This window comes from Dietzia aurantiaca (assembly GCF_021033825.1).
Taxonomy (GTDB): domain Bacteria; phylum Actinomycetota; class Actinomycetes; order Mycobacteriales; family Mycobacteriaceae; genus Dietzia; species Dietzia aurantiaca.
In genome coordinates this window covers 331,125-354,288 of the sequence record NZ_JAIFXZ010000002.1, presented here as the reverse complement: position 1 = coordinate 354,288, position 23,164 = coordinate 331,125, and the positions used below count along the sequence as shown (strand labels likewise).

At 69.2% G+C, this 23,164-nt stretch carries 20 protein-coding genes; 3 read left to right on the top strand and 17 right to left on the bottom strand.

The features are described 5' to 3' along the window. Positions 1-99: 99 nt before the first annotated feature. From K3888_RS04225 to K3888_RS04180, 10 genes are all read right to left on the bottom strand, one after another. Positions 100-2,778 carry a DEAD/DEAH box helicase gene (locus tag K3888_RS04225; RefSeq protein WP_230928971.1) on the bottom strand — a complete coding sequence of 893 codons (2,679 nt, stop codon included), beginning with the start codon at positions 2,776-2,778 and terminating at the stop codon, positions 100-102. Next, positions 2,762-3,736, bottom strand: a complete 975-nt coding sequence (gene tatC / locus K3888_RS04220) for a twin-arginine translocase subunit TatC (RefSeq protein WP_372459533.1) — start codon at positions 3,734-3,736, stop codon at positions 2,762-2,764. The genes K3888_RS04225 and tatC overlap by 17 nt, the downstream gene beginning before the upstream one ends. 114 nt (positions 3,737-3,850) lie before the next feature. Next, the gene (gene tatA, locus K3888_RS04215; RefSeq protein WP_230928969.1) at positions 3,851-4,225 is read right to left on the bottom strand and encodes a Sec-independent protein translocase subunit TatA; all 375 of its coding nucleotides are present in this window, start codon (positions 4,223-4,225) and stop codon (positions 3,851-3,853) included. A 108-nt stretch (positions 4,226-4,333) separates the two neighbouring features. Continuing rightward, positions 4,334-5,308: a helix-turn-helix transcriptional regulator gene (locus K3888_RS04210; protein ID WP_230928968.1), complete on the bottom strand. Its 975-nt coding sequence runs from the start codon at positions 5,306-5,308 to the stop codon at positions 4,334-4,336. After that, a complete protein-coding gene (locus K3888_RS04205; protein ID WP_230928967.1) occupies positions 5,305-6,273 on the bottom strand; it encodes a helix-turn-helix transcriptional regulator in 969 nt (322 codons plus the stop codon). The genes K3888_RS04210 and K3888_RS04205 overlap by 4 nt, the downstream gene beginning before the upstream one ends. Positions 6,274-6,284: 11 nt before the next feature. Continuing rightward, positions 6,285-7,691: a Pup--protein ligase gene (gene pafA, locus K3888_RS04200; protein WP_230928966.1), complete on the bottom strand. Its 1,407-nt coding sequence runs from the start codon at positions 7,689-7,691 to the stop codon at positions 6,285-6,287. Between the two features lie 5 nt (positions 7,692-7,696). Beyond that, positions 7,697-7,873 carry a ubiquitin-like protein Pup gene (locus tag K3888_RS04195; RefSeq protein ID WP_230928965.1) on the bottom strand — a complete coding sequence of 59 codons (177 nt, stop codon included), beginning with the start codon at positions 7,871-7,873 and terminating at the stop codon, positions 7,697-7,699. 43 nt (positions 7,874-7,916) lie between these two features. Further along, positions 7,917-9,425 (bottom strand): depupylase/deamidase Dop, encoded by a 1,509-nt coding sequence (dop, locus tag K3888_RS04190; RefSeq protein WP_230928964.1) that lies wholly within the window; start codon positions 9,423-9,425, stop codon positions 7,917-7,919. After that, positions 9,422-11,059, bottom strand: a complete 1,638-nt coding sequence (gene arc, locus K3888_RS04185; RefSeq protein WP_443652043.1) for a proteasome ATPase — start codon at positions 11,057-11,059, stop codon at positions 9,422-9,424. The genes dop and arc overlap by 4 nt, the downstream gene beginning before the upstream one ends. A 166-nt stretch (positions 11,060-11,225) precedes the next feature. Beyond that, positions 11,226-12,065, bottom strand: a complete 840-nt coding sequence (locus K3888_RS04180) for a tRNA (adenine-N1)-methyltransferase (protein WP_230928962.1) — start codon at positions 12,063-12,065, stop codon at positions 11,226-11,228. A 115-nt stretch (positions 12,066-12,180) separates the two neighbouring features. On the opposite strand from K3888_RS04180, the gene K3888_RS04175 reads away from it, so the two are divergent. Then, positions 12,181-13,083 carry a RecB family exonuclease gene (locus K3888_RS04175; protein ID WP_372459531.1) on the top strand — a complete coding sequence of 301 codons (903 nt, stop codon included), beginning with the start codon at positions 12,181-12,183 and terminating at the stop codon, positions 13,081-13,083. Continuing rightward, the gene (locus K3888_RS04170) at positions 13,080-13,847 is read left to right on the top strand and encodes a thioesterase family protein (RefSeq protein WP_230928960.1); all 768 of its coding nucleotides are present in this window, start codon (positions 13,080-13,082) and stop codon (positions 13,845-13,847) included. Before K3888_RS04175 ends, K3888_RS04170 begins: the two co-directional genes overlap by 4 nt. 115 nt (positions 13,848-13,962) lie before the next feature. Here K3888_RS04170 and hisG read toward each other — a convergent pair whose 3' ends face one another. The 4 genes from hisG to metH all read right to left on the bottom strand — a co-directional run bounded on the left by hisG (position 13,963) and on the right by metH (position 19,534). Beyond that, the gene (gene hisG, locus K3888_RS04165; RefSeq protein ID WP_230928959.1) at positions 13,963-14,814 is read right to left on the bottom strand and encodes an ATP phosphoribosyltransferase; all 852 of its coding nucleotides are present in this window, start codon (positions 14,812-14,814) and stop codon (positions 13,963-13,965) included. A gap of 46 nt (positions 14,815-14,860) precedes the next feature. Then, positions 14,861-15,124 (bottom strand): phosphoribosyl-ATP diphosphatase, encoded by a 264-nt coding sequence (locus K3888_RS04160; RefSeq protein WP_230928958.1) that lies wholly within the window; start codon positions 15,122-15,124, stop codon positions 14,861-14,863. Further along, on the bottom strand, positions 15,121-15,837 hold the full coding sequence (locus K3888_RS04155; RefSeq protein ID WP_230928957.1) for an HAD family hydrolase: 717 nt from the start codon (positions 15,835-15,837) through the stop codon (positions 15,121-15,123). The genes K3888_RS04160 and K3888_RS04155 overlap by 4 nt, the downstream gene beginning before the upstream one ends. Positions 15,838-15,973: 136 nt before the next feature. Beyond that, on the bottom strand, positions 15,974-19,534 hold the full coding sequence (gene metH / locus K3888_RS04150; RefSeq protein WP_230928956.1) for a methionine synthase: 3,561 nt from the start codon (positions 19,532-19,534) through the stop codon (positions 15,974-15,976). Between the two features lie 50 nt (positions 19,535-19,584). On the opposite strand from metH, the gene K3888_RS04145 reads away from it, so the two are divergent. Further along, positions 19,585-20,511, top strand: a complete 927-nt coding sequence (locus K3888_RS04145; RefSeq protein ID WP_230928955.1) for a PAC2 family protein — start codon at positions 19,585-19,587, stop codon at positions 20,509-20,511. 6 nt (positions 20,512-20,517) lie between these two features. Here K3888_RS04145 and mshC read toward each other — a convergent pair whose 3' ends face one another. From mshC to K3888_RS04130, 3 genes are read right to left on the bottom strand one after another with little or no spacing between them, the layout of a single operon-like run. After that, positions 20,518-21,771, bottom strand: a complete 1,254-nt coding sequence (gene mshC / locus K3888_RS04140; RefSeq protein WP_230928954.1) for a cysteine--1-D-myo-inosityl 2-amino-2-deoxy-alpha-D-glucopyranoside ligase — start codon at positions 21,769-21,771, stop codon at positions 20,518-20,520. 27 nt (positions 21,772-21,798) lie between these two features. Continuing rightward, positions 21,799-22,578 carry an SCO1664 family protein gene (locus K3888_RS04135; RefSeq protein ID WP_230928953.1) on the bottom strand — a complete coding sequence of 260 codons (780 nt, stop codon included), beginning with the start codon at positions 22,576-22,578 and terminating at the stop codon, positions 21,799-21,801. Further along, a complete protein-coding gene (locus K3888_RS04130) occupies positions 22,575-23,162 on the bottom strand; it encodes a DUF3090 domain-containing protein (protein WP_230928952.1) in 588 nt (195 codons plus the stop codon). The genes K3888_RS04135 and K3888_RS04130 overlap by 4 nt, the downstream gene beginning before the upstream one ends. Positions 23,163-23,164 lie beyond the last annotated feature (2 nt).

The window sequence follows — 23,164 nt, the reverse complement described above, 5'->3', positions numbered from 1 at the left end:
CGCGGCCAACATCGAGAAGAGCGTTCGACGCACCTGTCTCTCGCGTTTCGTGTGCCGAACACTCTTGTCGATGCGGGAGTGGGCGCGGGAGTGGGCGGGTCAGGCCATGTGGTCGAGGACGACGCCCCGCCGCAGCGAGCCGACGGCGGATCGTGCGGTCCGGGCGAGGTCGGGTTCCGCGACCTGGCCCACCTGCGCGAGTACGTCCACCACCAGGCGGGCGGACCGGACGAAGTCACCGGCGGTCAGCTCCACGCCTTCCTGCCACGAAGCGGCCAGGATCGAGGACAGGGCGCCGCCGGATACCCAGTGGTGGAGAACCGGCGCGAGACCGGCATCCAGGTCGGGGGTCGCGGGCAGTCGGTGCGCGCGTTCGACCCCGGCGACGTCCGAGGCCACCCGTTCGGTGTCCGCCAGGGCGGTACGCAGAGACTCGTCCGACGGTTCGCGAACTACCGATTCGCTACGCGGGTGCGCGACCACGGTGGCGATCACGGCGGCCAACCCTGCCGGGTCGAGTCCGCGCCAGACGCCGCGTCGGAGGCACTCGGCCACGAAGAGGTCCTGTTCGGTATGGACACCCGCCAGGAGTCTGCCGGCATCGGTGGCGCGCAGGGCGCCCTCGTTCTCCTCTAGGTACCCGAGCTGTTGTAGCAGCTCGACGATGCGGCGGAACCGACGGGCCAGCGAGTCGGAATCCGCATCGACCTCGGAGGTGAGAGCGGTGACATCGGCATCGGCCTTCGCCCATCGCTCATGCAGGCGGGCGAGCGTGTCGATGCCGGGATCGTCGTGGAGCGGATGCTGGCGCAGTACTCGGCGCGCGGCGGCGATGCGGGGATCCTTGCGCACCGGCTTCCCGCCGGAGTTCTTCATGCGTCCCTTGGCCTTGCCACGCAGGTGCTCCATGCGTTGGACGAGCGCCCTCTTGGCGCGCCCGTCGAGCTTGCGCCGGCCCCTGGGAAGGTCTACCCGGCCGACGGGGACGGGCGGCACGGAGAAGTCGTGCTGGTGCAGCCACCCCGTCCAGCCGGTGTCGGTGAGGCACAGCAAGGCAGGGTCGGACTGGATGTCGGTGCGTACCTGCAGGACCGTGGCGACGATCCCGTATCGCTTGCGGCCGACCGTGATGACCGAGCCCGCGGTCTGCTTGAGCATCGCCGCACGGACGGCGGAGAGCCGGTCGTCGCGGGAGGATTTCTCGACCTTTCGCTCGAGCCGACTCAGATTCGAACGGGCCGCCATGTACTCATCGAGTTCCTCGTCACCCCCCGCCTCGACGAGGGTGGCGCGCATCCGGTCACGCTCGTCGGCGCGGCGCTCGATCGCGCGGGAGCGTGAGACGAGTGACCGGTCCGTCTGGAACTGCGCGAAGGACCGGCCGATCAGCGAGGTGGCCTCGTTGACTCCACGCTGCTCGACGAGGTTGACCGCCATCGAGTAGTCGGGTGCGAAAGCGCTGTGCAACGGGAAGCGCGGAGTGTCCACGAGGGCTGCCAACGCGTCGAGGTCGAGATCGGGCTGACTCAGGACGACCGCGGTGCCCTTGGTGTCGATACCGCGCCGGCCGGCGCGGCCGGTGATCTGTGAGTACTCGGACGAGGTGAGCATCGCGTGGGTGTCGCCGTTGAACTTGGTGGTCTTCTCGAGCACCACCGCGCGCGCCGGCATGTGGATTCCCAGCGCCAGGGTCTCCGTGGCGAACACGACCTTGATGAGCCCCGCCGAGAACAACTCCTCCACGACCGTGCGGAACAGCGGGAGCATCCCCGCGTGGTGCGCCGCGATCCCGCTGACCAGCCCGGCCCGGAACGCCGGGTAGTCGAGGGCGTCCAGGTCGTGCTGCGGGACCGGGGCGCACGCGGCGTCCACATGCGAGGCGATGCGCCGGGACTCTTCCCCGGTCGTCAGCCGCAGCCGGGCGCGGCGCATCTGCGCGACCGCACCGTCACACCCGGCGCGGGAGAAGACGAAGTAGATGGCGGGCAGCAGACGCTCGTCGTCGAGCTTGTCGATGACATCCCGGCGGCGGGCCCACTGCGCGCCCTGACGGGGGGCCACCCGCTCGTCGTGGTACCCGGCGCGGGCTCGCCGCCGCTGTTCGGCAGCCGCCCGGACGGGGACCAGGTCTCCGTCGGTGTAGAGCATGTGGGCCAGGGGCACGGGCCGGTGATCGGAGAGCACCACGGCGGTGTCACCGCGGATCTCGGTGATCCAGTCGCCCAGCTCGTCGGTGTTGCTCAGCGTGGCCGACAGGCCGACCAGTCGCACAGCGGGGTCGAGGGTGAGAATGATCTCCTCCCACACCACGCCTCGTGACCGATCCCCCAGGTAGTGGATCTCGTCCATCACCACGCAGTCGAGATCGTGCAGCGCCAATGATCCGCTGTAGACCATGTTCCGCAGGACCTCGGTGGTCATCACCACGATGGGCGCGTCCGCATCGATGGAGTGATCGCCGGTGAGCAGGCCGACGTTCTCCGGGCCGAACCGCTCGCGGAACTGACGGAACTTCTGGTTACTGAGGGCCTTGATCGGCGTCGTGTAGAAGCACCGGCCCCCGCCGGCGAGAGCACGGTAGGCCGCGTACTCGCCCACCAGCGTCTTGCCGGAGCCCGTGGGAGCCGACACGAGCAGGTTGCGCCCGGCGTCCAGGGCGGTGAACGACTCGAGTTGGAACGGGTCCGGGGTGAATCCCTCACCGGAGAGGAACGAGTCGAGCAGCTCTCCGGAATGGTCTCCCTCGTCGGGGCCGGCGATGTCAGGTGATGTCGTCATACGGTGACCCGCCGCCGGTGGGCGCCTGGAGCGGGCTGGAGTTGTGCGGCGTGGCGGCGCCGCCGGCGGGAGCGGAGGTGCGCACCGGTGCCGGACGACCCAGCGGCCCGGAGGCGCCGATCCCACCGGAGGAGTCGATGCCCCCGGACGCCTCGATCGGGGACGCCGATTCGTCGTCCACCTCGAGCCACTCTGCTCGGGCCTTCTTCTTGCGCTTGTCGTGCAGGCGGGCGAACTGGATGGAGAACTCGACGAGGATGCACACGGCCACGGCGAGCGCGAGCATCGAGAACGGGTCCTGCCCGGGCGAGGCGACGGCGGCGAACACGAAGATGCCCATGATGATCCCGCGACGGGACTTGGCGAGCATCTCGTAGCTGAGCACCCCGGCCACGTTGAGCATCGCGAGCAGAAGGGGGATCTCGAAACTCACGCCGAAGATGAGGATGAGCTGGATGAGGAAGGTGAAGTACTGGGTTCCCGACAGTGCTGTGGTCTGGACGTTGTCGCCGATCGACAGCAGGAACTCGAGGGCGTGGACGATCACGATGTACGCCAGCACCGCCCCACCGATGAACAGCACGGCGGCGAGGGTCGTGAAGACGATGCCGTAGCGCTTCTCATTCTTGTGCAGCCCGGGCGTGATGAATGCCCACAACTGGTAGAGCCAGACCGGACTGGAGATCACGATGCCCGCGGTGGCCGACACCTTGAGCCGGAGCATGAACTGCTCGAACGGGCCCGTGGCCAGGAGGCGGCACTGGTCACCGTCCCCGAGCTGAAGCCGGGCGCCCGGCGGGATGTCACAGTACGGGCCGGTGAGGATCTCACCGAGTGATGGGATCACGCCGATGCCACTGCCGTACCACCAAAAGCCGAAACCCATGAACACCACAATCGCCGCCATGGCGATGAGCAGCCTGGTGCGAAGCTCGTAGATGTGCTCGATGAGCGGCATCGTGCCGTCAGGGTTACGCCGACGACGACGGCGCTTGGACAGCAGGCGACCGGCGCCCCCCTGTGGGGAGGCGCCGGTTGTCGGGGACCCGGAATCAGTCATCGATGAGGAGACCTACTGCCCCTGTCCGCCCTGGTACGGACCGGTGGGATCCGAGTGCTGCTGCGGCTGCTGCGGCGCGGCGGGAGTCTGGTGCTGCTGAGGGTGGGGCTGCGGCTGGGAGACCGGCTGCTGATAGTGCGGGGCCGGTGCCGGCTGCTGGCTCGGCGGCTGCACGTACTGGGCCGCGTTCGGCTGACCCTGGGTGAGGGCCTGGGGCTCGTCGGTCTCCGCCGGGGAGCCGTCGTTCTGCATCTCCTTCATCTCGGACTTGAAGATGCGCATCGAACGCCCGAGACCGCGCGCGGCGTCCGGGAGCTTCTTCGAACCGAACAGCAGGAGCACCACCGCGAGAACGATGAGCCAGTGCCAGATGCTCAGCGCACCCATGTCAACCTCCGTTTGTCTGACAACGTCTCCATGCTAACGCACCCCGCGCGACCGCCGACACCGCGGTATCGGCGTTTACCGGCGGTGACCTGCACGTTCACGGAAAATTCACATCCCTGGCGCGGGCTCTTCTTCCGTCGGTTCCGGCACACTTCCGGTATAGACGGCCAGACCAGCGGTGGCACGCTCCGCGATCTCCCTCGCGAGCACGGGATCAGCCGGTGTCACCACGTCGGCGTGGCCCAGCAGGAACCGCACGAGCCAGGCCCGGTCGAAATAGGCGATCTCGACGTCCAGATCGCCGTCCGGGCGGCGGGCCACGGAATGGAAACCGAACTCGTCGAGGAACCAGGCACCGGCCGCGGGGACGATCGCCCGCTCCAGGCGGCGCTCACCCTCGCCGTCGTCCTGGGGCTCGGGTCCCAACGCGCGGCGCGGGCCCACCTCCTCCACCCGGCTCATCCGGTCGGTCCGGAACGTGCGCCACGCGCCCGAGCCACGGTCCATCCCGTGGACGTAGGAGTGGCCGTCCGCGACCGACAGCCTGGCCGGGTCCACCACGCGGATGGTCGAGCTGTCCGAGCTGGCGGAGTGGTAGACGAACCGGAGTGCGCGACCCGAGCGGACGGCGGTGCGGACCACGTCGGCGTCGGAATCCCCTGTGTCGGATCCCTGGGGCGCGCGAGCGCTCTCGGCGCCGGCCGCCGTCCGCAACGTGGCCAGCAGATCGCGGAGCGCGGCCTGTTCGACGACCTCGGGGCGGTCCAGGAACACGGCCAGTCCGGTCTCCAGGGTCACGGCCTCGGCGGCGGTCAGCCGCACGGGCCGGTCGATGCCGGCGGTGAACGTCACCTCCACCATCTCGGCGTCGTCGAGATCCTCCGCGGAGAAGGCGAGGTCGATGAGGTCGCCGGGCCCGTAACCGGGTAGGCCGCAGGACCACAGCTGCCACAGGGCGGACCGCAGCGCCTTGTCGGTCATCCCCAGGTCGCGCGCGGCCTCGGAGACGGGGACGGCGCCGCGGCTGTGGAAGTACGGGACCACGCTGAGCAGGGTCGCGAGCGGGACCGAACGAGTGCTCATCGGATCGCCTCCTCGGCGGCGGTCAGGATCGACACCACGCGGACGCGGAGTTCGGCCGGCCGCAGGGCCACCGCGTCGGCCCCCTGGGCCGCGACGAGCGAGGACAGTTCACCCAACGGTGCGGACAGCTCGAGATCGGTACCACTGCGATCGAAGCGATGGGCCGACGTCTCCGCGCGGGCCATGGCGCGGAGCTCCGCTGCCCGGCCCCCGGCCGCCCACACCGTGGCCTGCACGACGGGGTTGAGCCTCGACACCGCATCGTCGAGCAGTTCGAGAACGCGCTCGGTGGGCGGCACCGGTGCGGTGCGCCTGCCGCGGCCGAGACGAACGTCCGACATGCGGATCAACCGGAACGTGCGGGGCTCGCCGCGGTCCTGGTCATGGCCCACGAGATACCAGTGCCCGTGCCGTGAACCGGTCCACCAGGGCTCCACGCGACGGTCGCTGGACTCGGTGGCCCCCGCGGGGGTGTGGGAGAACGTCACCACGGCGCCCTCCGCTGCAGCCTCGGCGACGACCGCCGCGGTGGCCAGTTCGGCGGGGTCCTCGACCGAGACGGTCGTACCGACGTCCCGGACCGGATCGATGCCCGCGGCCGTGAGCTTGGCCAACGCCCCGTCCGCGCGGGCGGACCGCTCCCCTTCGCGCCAGACCTCGGCGGCCACCGCGAGGACTCCGGCCTGCTCGGCCGTCAGGGTGATCTCGGGGAGCTCGTAGTCACGAGCCGGGATCCGGTACCCGGCCGGCGAACCGTGGGCCAGCGACGCCCCCTGCTCGAGCGGCACGCCGGCGTCGCGGAGTTCGCGCTTGTCCCGCTCGAACATGCGCAGGTAGGCGGCCTCGTTCTCGCAGTCGTCGTAGCCCTGCACCATCCGCCGGATCTCGTCGGCCGACAGGTAGGCGTTGGTCGAGCGCAGACAGATCACCAGGTTGACCAGTCGCTGTGACTTCGAGGTGGACACGTGCAGGAACGCTATCGTCCGAGCGCGGAGATCAGGTCGTCGACACGCGGGTCCTCGTCGGCGAACGGGTCCGTCAGCGCGACGGTCGGCAGGGTGCCGTCGGTGACCTTGAGGTGCACCCAGTCCACGGTGTGGTCCCGCCCGGCCTCGCGCGCGGCGGTGATGAATCGACCACGTAGTGCCGCCCGGGTCGTCTCGGGGGCGACCGCCCGTGCGTGCTCGACCTCGGCGTCGTCCACCACCCGGGAGACCAGACCGCGCCGCTCCAGGACGGAGTGCAGACCTCGGCCGGGCCGGATGTCGTGGTAGGTCAGGTCGATCTGTGCGAGCCTGGGGTGGTCGAGGTCGACGCCGGTCCTGTCCTGGACCTGCCGGATCAGCCGGAGCTTGGCCGCCCAGTCGATGTCTGCGGCGATCGAATCGTGGTCACCCGATTCCACGGCGTCGAGTACGCGCTCCCACAGGGCGACGCACTCGGTCACCACGTCCCGGTCGTCGCGCTCCCAGCCACCCGCGTCCAGGTACCGGTGGACCGCGGCCAGGAACTCCCGCTGGATCTCCAGAGCGCTCATCGTGGTGCCGTCGGTCATGGTCACGGGGCGGGTGCCGGTCAGGTCGCGGCTGATCTCGCGGATCGCACGAACGGGGTGCGCCACGGCCATGGGACGCAGCTCGATCCCAGCCTCGAGCATCTCCAACACCAGCCGCGTGGTGGCGATCTTCAGCAGCGTGGTCTTCTCGATCATGTTGGAATCGCCCACGATCACGTGCATGCGCCGGAACCGGGTGGAGTCCGCGTGGGGTTCGTCGCGGGTGTTGATCAGCGGCCGGGACCGGGTGGTGGCCGAGGAGACCCCGTCCCACATGTGCTCGGCCCGCTGCGAGAAGCAGAACGTCGGTCCCGGGGTCTGGTCGAGCCCGACACCGGGGGGCGTGCCGGGCAGGATCTTGCCGGCGCCACAGTAGAGCTGCCGGCTCACCAGGAACGGCAGCAGTGTGGTGCCGATGCTGCGCACCTGGGTGGCGCGGTCGAGCAGGTAGTTCTCGTGGCACCCGTAGGAGTTGCCCACCGTGTCGGTGTTGTTCTTGAACAGGTAGACCTTCGCATCGATCCCCTCGGCGGCCAGCGACTGTTCGGCGCACAGTCCGAGCTCGTCGACGATCCGCTCCCCCGCCCGGTCGTGGGCCACGAGCTGGCGCAGGCCGTCGCATTCGGCCGTGGCGTACTCGGGGTGCGAGCCGACGTCCAGGTAGAGGCGCGAGCCGTTCTCGAGGAAGACGTTCGAGCTACGCCAGCGCTCCACGACGGGGCGGAACAGGTAGCGCGCGATCTCGTCGGCGCCGAGCGAGCGGGCGCCCTCTCCCCCGACGCTGGTGATCCCGAACTCGGTCTCGATCCCGACGATGCGACGCAGCATGGGGTCTACTGCCCGCCCTTCTGGACGTAGGACTTCACGAACTCCTCGGCGTTGGTCTCGAGGATGTCGTCGATCTCGTCGAGCAGCGAGTCGGCGGCGCTGGTGTCGGTGGCCTTGGCGACCTGGCCGGCCTCGTCGTCACCCTCGCCGGGGCCGCCGGCGTTCTTCTGGATCTGGGCCATGGTGGTTGCTCCTTGTTCACTGGTGCTCTGCTGTCGGCGGTGATCAGGTGGTGGGGCCGTCGGGCCCCAGGAAGCCGGGGTTGGCCTCGCAGAACTCCCGGCTGCCGGTGTAGGGGTCGGAGAGGTCGACGTGCCGTTCCCGGCCGCGGGTGTCGACGACGACGACGTGGTCCCATCCGGCGGCGTGGACACGATCCCCGAGTTCGGCCAGGAAGCGTCCGCGGGCCCAGGCCCGCGTCGTCTCCGGCGGGGTCGTGATGGCGGCGTCGATCTCGTCATCACTGGTGAGCCGGCGGATCGCACCCTTGGCGGCCAGTCGGTTGTAGAGGCCACGCCCGGGATCGATGTCGTGGTACTGGAAGTCGATCAGGGCGAGCCTGGCGTGGTCCCAGCCCAGGCCGTCTCGGGTTCGGAAGCCCTCCAGCAGCCGGAGCTTGGCCGGCCAGTCGAGCCGGTCCGCGCACGACATCGGGTTCTCCTCGAGGGCGTCGAGGATCTCCCGCCACTCGGCGAGCACCTCGAGAGCCCACGCTGGTCGGCCGGAGCCGTCGCCCACCATCTCGGTGACCCGCGCCAGGATCTCCCGCTGCATCGCCAGTGCGGTGATCTCACGGCCGTCGGCGAGCGGCACCGTCGCGGTGAGGCCCGGGTCGTGGCTGATCGTGTGCACGGCCTCGACCGGGTCCTCGGGGAGCAGATCCGCGAAGTCGACGCCGGCCTCGATCGCGTCCAGCACCAGGCAGGTGGTGCCGATCTTGAGGTAGGTGGACAGCTCCGCCATATTGGCGTCACCGATGATGACGTGCAGGCGTCGCCACGTCTCGTCGGTGGCGTGCGGCTCGTCGCGGGTGTTGATGATCCCGCGGCGCAGCGTGGTCTCGAGCCCGGTCAGAACCTCGATGTAGTCGGCCCGCTGGGAGATCTGGAACCCGGCGGTCTGCCCTTCCTGGCCGATGCCCACCCTGCCCGCGCCGGTGTACACCTGCCGCGACAGCAGGTGGGTGGCCAGACTGAGGGTCAGCGCGTCGAAGTCCACGTCGCGACGCACGAGGTAGTTCTCGTGGGCGCCGTACGAGGCGCCCTTGCCGTCCACGTTGTTCTTGTAGAGCTTGAGCTGCGCGTTGTCTTCCGTGGCCGAGGACTCCGCGCCGGCCCGGTGCATGATGACCTCGCCCGCCTTGTCCCAGATCACGGCGTCCCGCGGCGAGTCGACCTCCGGGGCCGAGTACTCGGGGTGGGCGTGATCGACGTAGAAGCGCGCGCCGTTGGTGAGCACCCGGTTGGTCACACCGAACTCGCTGGGGTCGTACGCCCGGGCGATGCCGAGGTCGAACCCGCGGGCGTCCCGGAGCGGCGACTCGGACTGGTAGTCCCAGCGCGCCTCGTCGGCGCCGCCCGCGCCCTCACCGGGGTCGGTGTAGGCCTTGATCACCTGGGTCGAGGTGACGACCGAGCTCAGCAGCGGCTGGCCCACGGCGACGATCCCGAACTCGATCTCGGTTCCGATGATTCGGCCGCGCACGGGGCCGGTCGGGCGGGCACTCGCGTTCATGCGCTCTCTTCCCTGTTCGGCACGGTGACCTCCACGACCCGCTCGCCACGAACGCCGGTCAGGCGCGCCCATTCCTGCGGGTTGGAGGTGCCCGGCAGGTCGGTGTTCTCCGCGAACTCGGCCTCGACGGCGTCCAGGAAGTCGTCCGTGGTCAGGCCCTTGCCGGTGCCGTGCACGATGTCCTTGATCGCGAGCTTCTTGGCGCGGTCCACGATATTGCGCAGCATGGCCCCCGACGTCAGATCTGCCAGGTACATCGAGGCGCGGCGGCCGGAGGCGAACACCAGGTGTGCGTACGTGGTCGAGACATCACGGGTGTAGAGGCGCTCGGTGACGCGCTGGATCAGAGCCGCCACGTGTTGGTCGGCGGCGGCCCCCGCCATGTCGTCGGGGTCGAAGCGCAGATCGGTGGTGACGTACTTGCCGAGGATGTCGATCGCCGCGTCCCGGTCCGGGCGGTCGATCCTGATCTTCAGGTCCAGCCGGCCCGGGCGCAGGATGGCCGGGTCGATCATGTCCTCCCGGTTGGAGGCGCCGATCACGATGACGTTGCGCAGGTCCTCCACGCCGTCGATCTCCGCGAGCAGCTGCGGGACGATCGTGGTCTCCATGTCCGAGGAGACGCCCGATCCACGGGTCCGGAAGATCGAGTCCATCTCGTCGAAGAAGACGATCACCGGATTACCCTCGGTGGCCTTCTCGCGGGCCCGCTCGAAGATCGAGCGGATGTGCCGCTCCGTCTCGCCCACGTACTTGTTGAGCAGCTCGGGGCCCTTGATCGACAGGAAGTACGAGTTGGGGTACCGGCCGTCGTCCACGTCGTCGCCCCGCGACACCGCCGCGGCCCGGGCCAGCGAATGCGCCACAGCCTTGGCGATGAGCGTCTTGCCGCAGCCGGGCGGACCGTAGAGCAGCACGCCCTTGGGCGGCGCGAGATGGAACTCGCGGTACAGGTCGTGGTGGATGAACGGGAGCTCGATCGCGTCGCGGATCTGCTCGATCTGCTGGCCGAGCCCGCCGATGTCCGAGTAGTCCACGGTCGGGACCTCCTCGAGCAGGAGCTCGTCGACCTCCGCCTTGGGCACCACCTCGTACGCCACGGCCGCCTTCGGGTCCACCAGGACCGCGTCACCGGGCCGCACCGGTGCCGGGTGGTCGGAGGTCCGGCCGCCCCGGAGGTGATCGGCCAGGTGCACGATGTGTTCCTCGTCGTTCCCCATGACGACCCGGGCACGCAGCCCGTCCGCCAGGACGTCGCGGAACATCGCGGTGACGCCGGTGGTGGGCAGCGCGGACGAGGCCTCCAGGACGGTCAGCGCCTCGTTGAGGCGGACCGTCGTGCCGACCGTGAGCGTCGCCGGTTCCACGCCGGGCGCGAGCGTCAGCAACATGCGGCGGCCGGAGGCCATGACCTCGACGGTGTCGCCGTCCACCGGCTTCGAGAGAACGACCCCGTAGGTGCTGGGCGGATTGCCGAGCCGCTCGACCTCGCCCTTGAGGGCCTCGAGCTGGTCCCGGGAGTCCTTCAGCAGCTCCGCGAGACGCACGTTGCGGGCGCCGAGGGCATCGATCTTGACCGCCTTCTCGCGATCCGACCGGGCCCACTCGTCGGCCGCCTTGCGCAGCCGCACCAGCTCCGCCCGGTCGACCGAGACCCGATCATCACCCTGTCCGGCCGGGGAACGTCCCTCGGTCACGCGATCACCTGCCCTCCGGTTCGCCGACGAGACCCCTCGTCGTCGTCACCTCCACCCTATCGCCGCGGTGAGGCGCGGGCGCGCCGGCCAGGCTGTTATCCGATCAGCCCTTTCCGGCGCGGCGTTTGGGCTTGAGGGTGGTCACACCCTCGGCGAGGCGACGCGCGGTCACCAGGAACGCGGTGTGGCCCTGCATACGGTGCTCGGGGCGCACGGCCAGACCCACCACGTGCCACCCGCGGTTGATCGACTCCCACGCGCGGGGCTCCGTCCAGCACTGCTGGCGGCGCAGGCCCTCCACCACATCCGACAGCTGCGTCGTGGTGGCCACATAGACCACCAGTACGCCGCCCGGGACCAGGACGTCCTTCACCGTGGGCAGGCACTCCCACGGCGCCAGCATATCCAGGATGACCCGGTCGACCTGACCGTCCAGCTGCTCGACCGACGTCTGTGCCAGATCCGCAACCCGCAGATCCCAGTTGTCGGGCAGGTCGCCGTAGAAGGTGCGGACGTTGCGTTCGGCGTGTTCGGCGTGGTCCTCGCGGATCTCGTAGGAGAACACCCGGCCCGACGGGCCGACCGCGCGCAGCAGCGAACACGTCAGCGCGCCCGAACCGGCTCCGGCCTCCAGGACGCGTGCGCCCGGGAAGATGTCGCCCTCGTGCACGATCTGCGCCGCGTCCTTGGGATAGATGACCTGGGCGCCACGGGGCATCGACAGCACATAGTCGGTGAGCAGCGGCCGCAGTGCCAGGTAGTCGGCGTCCTTGGTCGAGGTGATGATCGACCCCTCGGGCGCACCGATGAGATCGTCATGCTTCACCGCGCCGTGATGGGTGAAGAACTCCGCCCCCTCGACCAGGACGACGGTGTACTTGCGCCCCTTGGTGTCGGTGAGCTGCACGCGGTCGCCGATCGCGAACGGGCCGGATCGCTGCACTGTGGACCTCCAGGGTGACGGTGGGGGCCGGATGTCCGACCGGTTGTCTACCCTGCCAGGTGTGATTGATCCCCTCGAAATCGGTGACGGTAACAATGTGGGCGCCACCCGCGACATCGGCGGGGCCGAGGACGCCGGTGGCACCGGCCCGGTCGTCCCCGAGCGCAAGCCGCTGGCGCTCTCGGCCTCGCGCGCGTCGGACTTCCAGCGGTGCCCCCTGCAGTACCGGTTCCGTGCCGTGGACCGGATCCCGGAGCCCAAGACGCGCGCTCAGGTGCTCGGCACGGTCGTGCACTCCGTGCTCGAGGAGCTGTACGGACTCGAGCAGTCGGAGCGGGCCCCGCAGCGTGCCGCGCAGTTGGTGCCCGGCGCCGTGGAGCGCTTCTACGATGTCGAGGGCGGCGCGGAGGTCGTCCCGCTCGCGGGGCGGGACGAGTTCCAATCCGATGTCGCCGCGATGGTGGCCGGGCTCTACGGCGTCGAGGACCCGCAGCGCTTCTCCCCCGCCTCGTGCGAGCAGTACCTCGTCACGGCCACCTCCGCCGGCACCCCGCTCCACGGTTACCTCGACCGCGTGGACCTGGCGCCGACCGGTGAGGTGCGGGTGGTGGATTACAAGACGGGCAAGCCGCCGCACCCGCGTTTCCAGGACCAGGCCATGTTCCAGATGCGGTTCTACGCGCTGATGTACCAGCGCATCCACGGAGTCCTGCCCGCCCAGCTGAAGCTGATCTACCTGAAGAACGGCAGCTGGCTCACGCTCACACCGGATCTGGCCACGATGGTCGAGACGGAGTCCACGCTGGACGCCCTGTGGACGGAGATCGAGGAGGCCGGCAGGACCGGGGACTTCCGCCCCCGTACGTCGAAGCTCTGCGGCTGGTGCGATCATCAGGCGTTGTGTCCGGCGTTCGGGGGGACCCCGCCGGAGTACCCGGGCTGGCCCGGGTCGCGAGTGGTGCCGGTCGATGCCCCGAATCTGCTGGCCGGTGATCAACGAACCGAGGAGCGGTCATGACGGAGGCCTATTACGAGCGGCTGGGTGCTGAGGACGACTGGGAGGTGTTCCGGGCGTCCGAGCACACCGTGAGCGCGTGGGGGCCGGAGCTCCAGCACGGGGCGCCGCCGTCGGCCATTCTCACCCGCGCCATGGACCGACTCGAGGGAACCGACGGGACCCGCATCTCCCGGATCGCGGTGGACCTGCTGGGCCCGGTACCGCTCGGTGAACTGCGGACGCGGGCGCGGATCGCGCGCCCGGGCAAGCGGATCCAGCTCGTCGAGTCGGAACTCGAAGCGGGCGGCCGCGTGGTGGCCCGCGCCAGCGCGTGGCGGATGCGTGCCGGGGACACCTCGGCGGTGGAACAGACGGTCGACAGCCCACGGGTACTGCCCGCGGCCGACTTCGACAGCTCGTTTTTCACCCGGTGGACCAGCGGATACATCGACTCGCTGCAGATTCGCGGTGCCGAGGACGGAATCGTGTGGGCGCGCCCCCGGTATCCGCTGGTCGCCGGCGAGACCATGTCCCCGGTCGAGCACGTCATGTGCATCGCGGACATCGCCAACGGGGTCGGAGCGGTGCTGGAACCGACCGAGTGGCGCTTCCTCAACACCGATCTCGTCACGCACCTCCATCGCCTGCCCCGGGGCGAGTGGATCGGGGTGGACGCCCACGCCTCGATCGGACCCGACGGGGTCGGTGCGACGTCCGGAACGCTCTATGACGAGTCGGGCGCGCTCGGGCACACGCTCCAGGCATTGCTCATCGAGACGGTGTAGATCCCTGCCGGCGGGCGCCGTCGGAAGGGGCTGGGAAACCGGACAGCCCCGGAAGGCCTGACGCGTGGCGTCCGGTCCTCCGGGGCTGACGGCGATTCCCCGAGGGTTGTTGGCGTCAGCCCATCCGGCAGGAACGGATGTCGGTCGCGATGATCGACTTCGCGCCGGCCACGGCGAGTTGGTCCATGATCGAGTTGACCCGCTTGCGCGGCACCATCGACCGCACCGCTATCCACGCCGGGTCCGCCATCGGCGAGACCGTCGGCGACTCGAGGCCGGGCGTGATCGTCGAGACCTCGTCGAGCAGTTCACGAGGGCAGTTGTAGTCGAGCATCATGTACTGCTGCGCGAACACCACGCCCTGCAACCGCGCCCGCATCTGGGCCATCGCCGGCGACACATCGGCGTCGATCCGCGAGATGAGCACACCCGAGGAATCGCACAGGATGTCGCCGAACGCCTCGAGTCCGTGGACCTTGAGGGTTCGACCGGAGCCCACCACGTCTGCGATGCAGTCCGCCACGCCCAGCTGGATGGAGATCTCCACGGCGCCGTCGAGACGGATAACCTCGGCCTCGATCCCGCGGTCGGCGAGATCTCGTCGGACGATGTTGGGGTACGAGGTGGCGATCCGCGAGCCCGCGAGACGCTCGGCCGACCAGCCTTCGCCGGCCGGGCCCGCGTAGCGGAAGGTCGAACGGCCGAAGCCCATCTCTAGCAGTTCGTCGACCTCGGCCATCGAGTCGGCCGCGAGATCCCGGCCGGTGATACCCAGATCGAGACGGCCGGAGCCGACGTAGACGGCGATGTCCTTCGGGCGGAGGAAGTAGAACTCGACATCGTTCTCGCGGTCGATCAGCGAGAGATCCTTGCTGCCCTCCGGCCGGCGGCGGTACCCGGCCTCGGAGAGCATCTCGGAGGCGGACTCGGACAGGGCGCCCTTGTTGGGCACTGCGACGCGCAGCATGGTGGCTCCTGGGAATAGGTGCGTAGGGGTGGGCGTGGGTGACGGTCTACAGATGTCGGTAGACGTCTTCGAGGCCCAATCCCCGCTTGAGCATCATGACCTGCGTCCAGTAGAGAAGCTGGGAGATCTCCTCTGCCAGTTCGGCGTCCGACTGGTACTCCGCTGCGATCCAGACCTCGCCGGCCTCCTCGATGACCTTCTTGCCGAGGTGGTGTACGCCCTTGTCGAATGCGGTGACGGTCCCGGAGCCCTCAGGGCGCGCGGCGATCCGCTCGGACAGTTCGGCGAACAGCGAGTCGAAGGTCTTCACACGCCCGATTCTCCCACAGCGACAGCGGCGGGTGTCCCTGAGGTGAGCGTGTGCAGTGCGGAGACCCCGACACCCACGAGTGTCGGGTAGGTGTGTGCGCCGGTCACGTCGGGCTGACCATCAGTGGACGGCACGTACAGCACGCGGCAGCCGGCGGCCACGGCGGCGGTGGCGCCGGTGACGGAGTCCTCGATCGCCACCGAGGAGCGGGGGTCCACACCCAGACGCGCGCAGGCGAGGAGATAGGGGTCCGGCGCGGGCTTCGCGTCGGGGACCATGCACCCGGTCACCACCACGTCGAATCGCGACCGGTTGATGAACTCGAGGGGCACCTGCGCCACGTCTGCCGTCGTGTTGGTGACCAGCGCCACCGGAGTTCCGGTCTCCGCGATCTCCGCGAGGAGCTCCTCCGCCCCGGGTCGCCACCTCATGTCGGTCCGCATCAGTTCGGTGACGCGTGAATTGAGCCGGTGCGCGAGACGATCGAACTCCTCCCCCTCGATCCGGTGGCCCGTGTATTCACCGAGGATCTCGAAGAAGCCATGCAGCGAGTTTCCGAGCGTCCGCTCTCGATTCGACTCGTCCAGCGGGCGCCCCATGTGCTCGGCGAGCTCATAGACGGCGACGTCCCATAGTCGTTCGGTGTCGACGAGGGTCCCGTCCATGTCGAGACAGATGGCGGACGGGGCACGATCACACGCGATGCTGGTCACGGCCTACTGTCTACCCGAACGCCCGGGCCCCGGGAGCGACCGTGCGCGGACGGGGGCATGCCCACTCCCCCGGCGAGCACGCGGAAACGACGACGCGGCCCGGACCGCTGTGGGTCCGGGCCGCGTCGCACACCGATCAGGTGTTGAAGTACTTGGCCTCCGGGTGGTACAGCACGAACGCATCCGTGGACTGCTCGGGGTGCAGCTGGAGCTCCTCGGACAGTTCGACTCCGATCCGCTCCGGCTGAAGCAGGTCGATCACGACCTTGCGGGACTCCAGATCCGGGCACGCCCCGTAGCCAAAGCTGTACCTCGCGCCGCGGTACTTCAGGTTGAAGTACTCATCGATGCTGTCCGGGTCCTCGGCGGAGACGGCACCCTCCGGCAGTCGGAGCTCGTCGCGGACGCGGCGGTGCCAGAACTCGGCGAGGGCCTCGGTGAGCTGGACGGAGAGGCCGTGCACCTCGAGGTAGTCGCGGTAGTTGTCGCCCGCGAACAACTCGTTGGCGAAGTCCGCGATGGGGGTGCCCATCGTGACCAGCTGGAACGGGAGCACGTCGACCACACCCTCCGCCTGGCACCGCTCGCGGGATGCCAGGAAGTCGGGGATGGACAGGAATCGTGGTCGCTGCTGACGGGGGAAGGCGATCTTGTGGATCACCTCGGCGTCCGGCCGTGGTTCGGCCAGCACCCAGATCTCGTCGCCGACCGAGTACGCCGGGAAGTACCCATAGACCACGGCGGCGTGGGACAGGATGCCCTTGGTGGTCAGGCGGCTGATCCAGTCCCGCAGCCGCGGACGGCCCTCCGTGGCGACCAGCTCGTCGTAGTCGGGTCCGTCGCCGCCGCGGGTGCCGCGCAGTCCCCACTGGCCGAAGAAGAGTGCGCGCTCGTCCAGGTGGCCGGCGTAGTCGGCGACCGGGATGCCCTTGGCGATCCGCGTTCCCCAGAACGGCGGCGTCGCGATGGGCTGATCCGCCGCCACGTCCGACCGCTCCGGGACGAGCACGGGCTCGGCCTCCGCCGCGCGCTTGGCCGCGATCCGCTCCGAACGGGCGCGGCGCTCGCGACGCTCGGCGGCCTTGGCCGCGGACTCCGACGACTCGGCCATCGGGACACCGGTGCGCTTGGAGGTCATCACCTCGTCCATCAGACGCAGGCCCTCGAACGCGTCGCGGGCGTAGAACACGTCGCCCTTGTACATGTCGGCCAGGTCGACCTCGACGTACGCGCGCGTCAGTGCGGCTCCGCCCAGCAGCACCGGGAACTCGTCCGCGATCCCCTCCGTGTTGAGCTCGGACAGATTGTCCTTCATCACCACGGTGGACTTCACGAGTAGACCGGACATGCCGATCACGTCGGCCTTGTGCTCGCGGGCCGCGGAGATGATGTCCGCGATCGGCTGCTTGATGCCGATGTTGACGACGTCGTAACCGTTGTTGGACAGGATGATGTCCACCAGGTTCTTGCCGATGTCGTGGACGTCGCCCTTGACCGTCGCCAGAACGATCCGGCCCTTGCCGTCCTCGTCGCTGGCCTCCATGTGGGGCTCGAGGTGGGCGACCGCGGCCTTCATCGTCTCCGCGGACTGCAGCACGAACGGTAGCTGCATCTGCCCGGACCCGAACAGCTCGCCGACGGTCTTCATGCCGTTCAGCAGGTGCTCGTTGATGATCTGCAGCGGCGGGATCTGCTCCATCGCCGCGTCGAGGTCCGCCTCGAGGCCCTTGCGCTCGCCATCGACGATGCGTGCGGCAAGGCGCTCCATCAGCGGCATCGCCGCGAGTTCGGCGGCCCGGGCGTCCTTGGCACTGGCGGCGGAGACTCCCTCGAACAGCTCCATGAACACCTGGAGCGGGTCGTAGCCCTCGCGGCGGCGGTCGTAGACCAGGTCCAATGCGACCTCACGCTGGCGCTCGTCGATCTTGCTCATCGGCAGGATCTTGGAGCTGTGCGCGATCGCCGAGTCGAGGCCGGCCTGGATGCACTCGTGCAGGAACACGGAGTTGAGGACCTGACGGGCCGCGGGGTTCAGGCCGAACGAGATGTTCGACAGACCCAGCGTGGTGTGGATCGCCGGGTGCGCGTCGGTCAGTCGTCGGATGGCCTCGATCGTCTCGATACCGTCGCGACGCACCTCTTCCTGACCGGTGGATATGGGGAAGGTCAGGCAGTCGATGATGATGTCGTCCTCGGCCACCCCCCAGTTCGCGGTGAGGTCGGCGATGAGACGTTCCGCGATCTCGAGCTTGCGGTCCGCGGTGCGCGCCTGGCCCTCCTCGTCGATGGTGAGTGCGACCACGGCGGGACCGTGCTCGGCGACCAGACGCATGATCTTCTGGAACCGGGAGTCCGGCCCGGCACCGTCCTCGTAGTTCACCGAGTTGACCGCGCAGCGGCCGCCCAGGTGCTCTAGGCCCGCCTTGATCACCTCGGGCTCGGTGGAGTCGAGCATGATCGGCAGCGTGGAGGCGGTGGCGAAGCGGCCCGCGAGTTCCGCCATGTCGCCGGCGCCGTCGCGCCCGACGTAGTCGACACAGAGATCGACCATCTGGGCGCCGTCGCGCATCTGCTCCTTGGCGATATCCATGCAGGTGTCCCAGTCGGAGGCCAGCATGGCCTCACGGAACCGCTTGGAGCCGTTGGCGTTGGTGCGCTCGCCGATCATGATGATGCCGGCGTCGGCCCGCATCGGCGTGGAGGTGTAGAGCGAGGAGACGGCATTGATCGGCTCGACGGACCGCTCGGCCTTCGTGCGGGACAGGACCTGCTCCCTGAGCCGCGTGATGTGCTCGGGAGTGGTGCCACAGCAGCCACCGACCATCGTCAGGCCGAACTCGGAGACGAAGTCCGCGACCTGGGGCCCGAACTCCTCGGCACCGAGCGGGTAGACCGCACCGTTCGGGCCGAGCTCGGGCAGGCCGGCGTTGGGCATGACCGACACCGGGATCTCGGCGTGCTGGGACAGGTAGCGCAGATGCTCCACCATCTCGGACGGGCCGGTCGCGCAGTTGAGCCCGATCATGTCGATACCCAGGGGCTCGAGCGCGGTGAGGGCGGCGCCGATGTCCGAGCCGAGCAGCATCGTGCCGGTTGTCTCGATGGTCACGTGCGAGATGATCGGCAACCGACGGCCGGCGGCGGCCATTCCGTCTTTGCAGCCGAGCACGGCCGCCTTGACCTGGAGCAGGTCCTGGCTGGTCTCGATCAGGTAGGCGTCGGCGCCGCCGCGGGCGAGGCCCTCGGCGGCCTGGGCATAGGCGCTACGGATCTCCTCGAAGGTGGTCTGACCGAGCGAGGGCAGCTTGGTGCCCGGACCGAGTGACCCCAGGACCATGCGAGGGGTCCCGTCCTCGGACGGGCCCATCTCGTCGGCGACCTTGCGGGCGATGGCCGCCCCCTTCTCGGCGAGCTCGCCGATCCGGTCGACGATGTCGTAATCACCGAGGTTGGACAGGTTGCAGCCGAAGGTGTTGGTCTCGACGAGGTCGGCGCCGGCCTCGAAGAATGCGCGGTGGATGTTCTCGACGACGTCGGGCCGGGTGGCGTTGAGGATCTCGTTACAACCCTCGAGGCCGAGGAAGTCACCGTCGACGGTGAGGTCGACAGCCTGCAACATCGTGCCCATCGCCCCGTCGCCGATCAGCACCCGCCCGCGAGCGGCATCCAATAAGGGCGAATCGAAATCGACAGACATGGGCCCCAGTGTATGGGTGAGGCGGAATCGGACGTACGTAGGCTGTACTGATGACTGTCGAATGGAGTCCTGACGGGCATCTGGATCTGGAGAGCCCGGTCATGATCGTGGCCTTCGAGGGCTGGAACGACGCCGCGGATGTCGCGACCGGGACGATCGAGCATCTCGCCCTCAACCTGGAGGCGCGGGAGATCGCGGAGATCGGCGGCGACGAGTTCTTCGACTACCTGGATCAGCGCCCTGTCATCCGGCATTCGGGCGGGGTGTCGCGGTCGATCGAATGGCCGCGCATCGTCGTGTCCGCGTGTCGTCCCGATGGCGTGGCCAATGACGTGTTGCTCGTCCGCGGCCCGGAGCCGGCATTGAGGTGGCGCACGTTCGCCTCCCAGTTCGTCGACCTCGTGGACACTCTCGGGGTGTCCCAGGTGGTTCTGCTCGGGGCGTACCTGGCGGATGTCCCGCATACGCGTCCGGTGCCGCTGACCGGCACCGCGTTCAGCCGTCAGCGCATGTCGTCGATGGGGGTCGAGGCCTCCGACTACGAGGGGCCCACCGGGATGACCGGGGTGCTGCAGCAGATGCTGACCGAGGCAGGCGTCCCCACCCTGAGCCTGTGGGCGGGGGTCCCCCACTACGTGGCGTCGCCGCCCAATCCCCGCGGCACGGAGGCGATGCTGTCCTGGCTCGCGGAGAACCTCGGCATGGCCGTGACGATGGACGCCCTCCGGGCGCAGTCCAGGACCTGGGTGGAGAAGGTCGACACCGCCGCGGGCGAGGACGAGGACCTCCGTGACTACATCCGCTCCCTGGAGGAGCGGATGGACGAGGAGAACGAGATCGACCACGGGGACGACCCGGAGCCGGACCGGGGACGTGCCTCCAGCGGCGAGGCGATGCCGCTCGTCGACGGCGACGCGATCGCGGCGGAGTTCGAGCGCTTCCTGCGCGGGGACCGGGACGAGCCAGACGCGGGCTGACGCGGGTCAGCCCGCGTCTGCACGGACGCCCAGCAGGGTGTCCAGTGCGGTGGAGATCAGCTCTCCCGCCACGGGGTCGGTCGATTCCCCGGCCAGCGTCGCCGCCGCCCAGGAATCGATCGCCTCGAGAGCGCCCGGGGTGTCGAGGTCATCGGCCAGCCGCTCCCGCAGGATCGCGACAGTGGCACGGGCATCGGCACCGGCGCCCCGGGCGATGGCGGCGTTCCAGGTCGAGTAGCGGGCGCGGGCCTCGTCGAGGATCTCAGCGGACCACGAACGGTCGGTGCGATAGTGGCCGGCGGCCAGCCCCAGCCGGATGATCGCCGGGTCCACGCCCTCCTCGCGCAGTGCCTGCACGCGGACGAGGTTACCGAGCGACTTGCTCATCTTGACGCCGTCGAGGCCGATCATCGCCGCATGTACGTAGAACCGGGCGAAGGGACGCTCGTCACAGGCGGCCTCGGCGTGGGCAGCGGAGAACTCGTGGTGTGGGAACGCCAGGTCGCTGCCCCCGCCCTGGATGTCGAAGTTCATCCCGAGACGGTTGCGTGCGATCGCAGAACACTCGATGTGCCAGCCGGGGCGCCCCTGACCCCACGGCGAGGGCCACGTGGGCTCACCGGGTCGCTGCACCCGCCACAGCAGGGCGTCCAGGGGATGCTCCTTGCCACTGCGGTCCGGATCGCCCCCGCGCTCGGCGAATGCAGCCGCCATCTCGTCGTCGTCATATCCCGACTCGTAACCGAAATCCGGCGTCGCTCGATGGCGGTAGTAGACATCCGAGTATCCGTCGACCTCCGGGTCGATGCGGTAGGCGTGCCCGCGCTCGATCAGCTCGCCGACCATCTCGACCACCTCGTCGATCGTCTCGGTGGCGGCCACGTACTGCTGTGGTGGGAGGACGCGCAGCGCCTCCATGTCGGCACGGAACCGATCCGTCTCGGCGTCGCCGAGCTCGCGCCAGTCCACGCCGTCGCGGCCCGCCCGCTCGAACAGCGGATCGTCGACGTCGGTCGTGTTCTGGACGTAGTGGACGGCATGGCCCGCGTCCAGCAACTGTCGGTAGACCAGATCGAAGGTCAGGTACGTCGCGGCGTGACCGAGATGAGTCGTGTCATACGGGGTGATCCCGCAGACGTACATCCGTGCGAGAGGCCCGGCCGCCACCTCACGGACCGCACCGCCCGCGGTGTCGAACAACTTGAGGGGAACGCCGTCGCCGGGAAGTGAGGGGACGACAGGCGAGGACCACGAGTGCATGGGGCCGAGTCTAGAGACCCGGCCGGATCAGAAGAGCGGCCAGGGTAAGGGGTAACCCGGGCCCGGGACGGGGAACCGCCCGTCGGTGAGGAGCCCGTCCACGCGCCTGGCCAGCGCATCGATCTCGTCGGACGAGAGCAGGTGTGTCAGTCGGCTCGCGAGGCCGCCCTCCCGGGCCAACTCCCCGGCGAGACCCGTCAGGTCCGCCACGTCACCCCCGACGAGGGGTTGACCGGCCCACCCCCACAGGACGGTGCGGACCTTCGGGTCCACATGGAACGACAACCCGTGGTCGATCGCCCAGTAGCGACCGGCGCGGTCGACCAGGACGTGGCCGCCCTTGCGGTCGGCGTTGTTCACCACGAGGTCGAGCAGGGCGATACGGCGAAGTCTGTCGTCGGTGTCGTGGGCGACGACGACCTCCTCGCCCCGGGAGCCCTCACCCCGGAGGACCACCGCGCGGCCCTCCGGAACCGAGTCGACCGGATGGACATCCACGGGGTCGTAGGCGCCGCCCACGCTGTCGCGTTCGTCGATCCACCGCTGTGCCATCCCCCGGCCACCCGGGCCGTGTGCCGTGACCGTCTCGGGGATCAGATCCCACCCCAGAGCTGCGGACACCACAAAGGCCGCGACCTCCCGGGCCGCGAGGCTCCCGTCCGGGAAATCCATCAGGGGCCTCTCCCCCGCCGACGGCTTGTACACCCATCCGTCTCCGTGCTGATCCACACAGCGGTACACGGCGTTGCTGCCGGACGGGATCCGGTGCTGGACGGTGAGTTCGGGGCCGGCAGACGATCTGGTCACGGATCGATGAGCTCGGTCAGTGCCTCACCGGATCGTGGACGGTAACCGTTGAGCCGGACGCACAAGTGGCCGGTGGTGTCGATCGGCTCACCACACAACGGGCAGGGCTCGCGGCCCGCGGAGACCACCTTGTCGCTGCGCAGGACGAACTGCCGGGCGCGCTGCGGGGTGAGGAACACGCGGAGTGCATCGGGTGCGTCCTCGGAGTCCGACAGCACCACCGACTCGTCCGTGGCCGACGGGTCGATCGCCAGGAGCTCCACGACGACCTGGCCCCTGTCGCCGTCCCAGCCCAGACCCATCGTGCCCACGTTGAACTCGGGGTCGACCGGCATCTCTAGCGGGTCGAGGTCATCGACCATTCCCCCCGCCGGTGGTACCGAGAAGTCGGACTTGCTGGCGATCTCGTCGAGCAGATCCCCCATCCGGTCGGACAGGATTTTCGCCTGTTGCTTCTCACACCTCACGGTGATGGTGCGTCCGGACTCCGTGGCCTGGACGAAGAAGACCCGCTCGCCGGGCTGGCCGACCGTGCCCACCACGAACCGGCTCGGCTCGCGGAACTCGTGGACTGCCCTGCTCATGC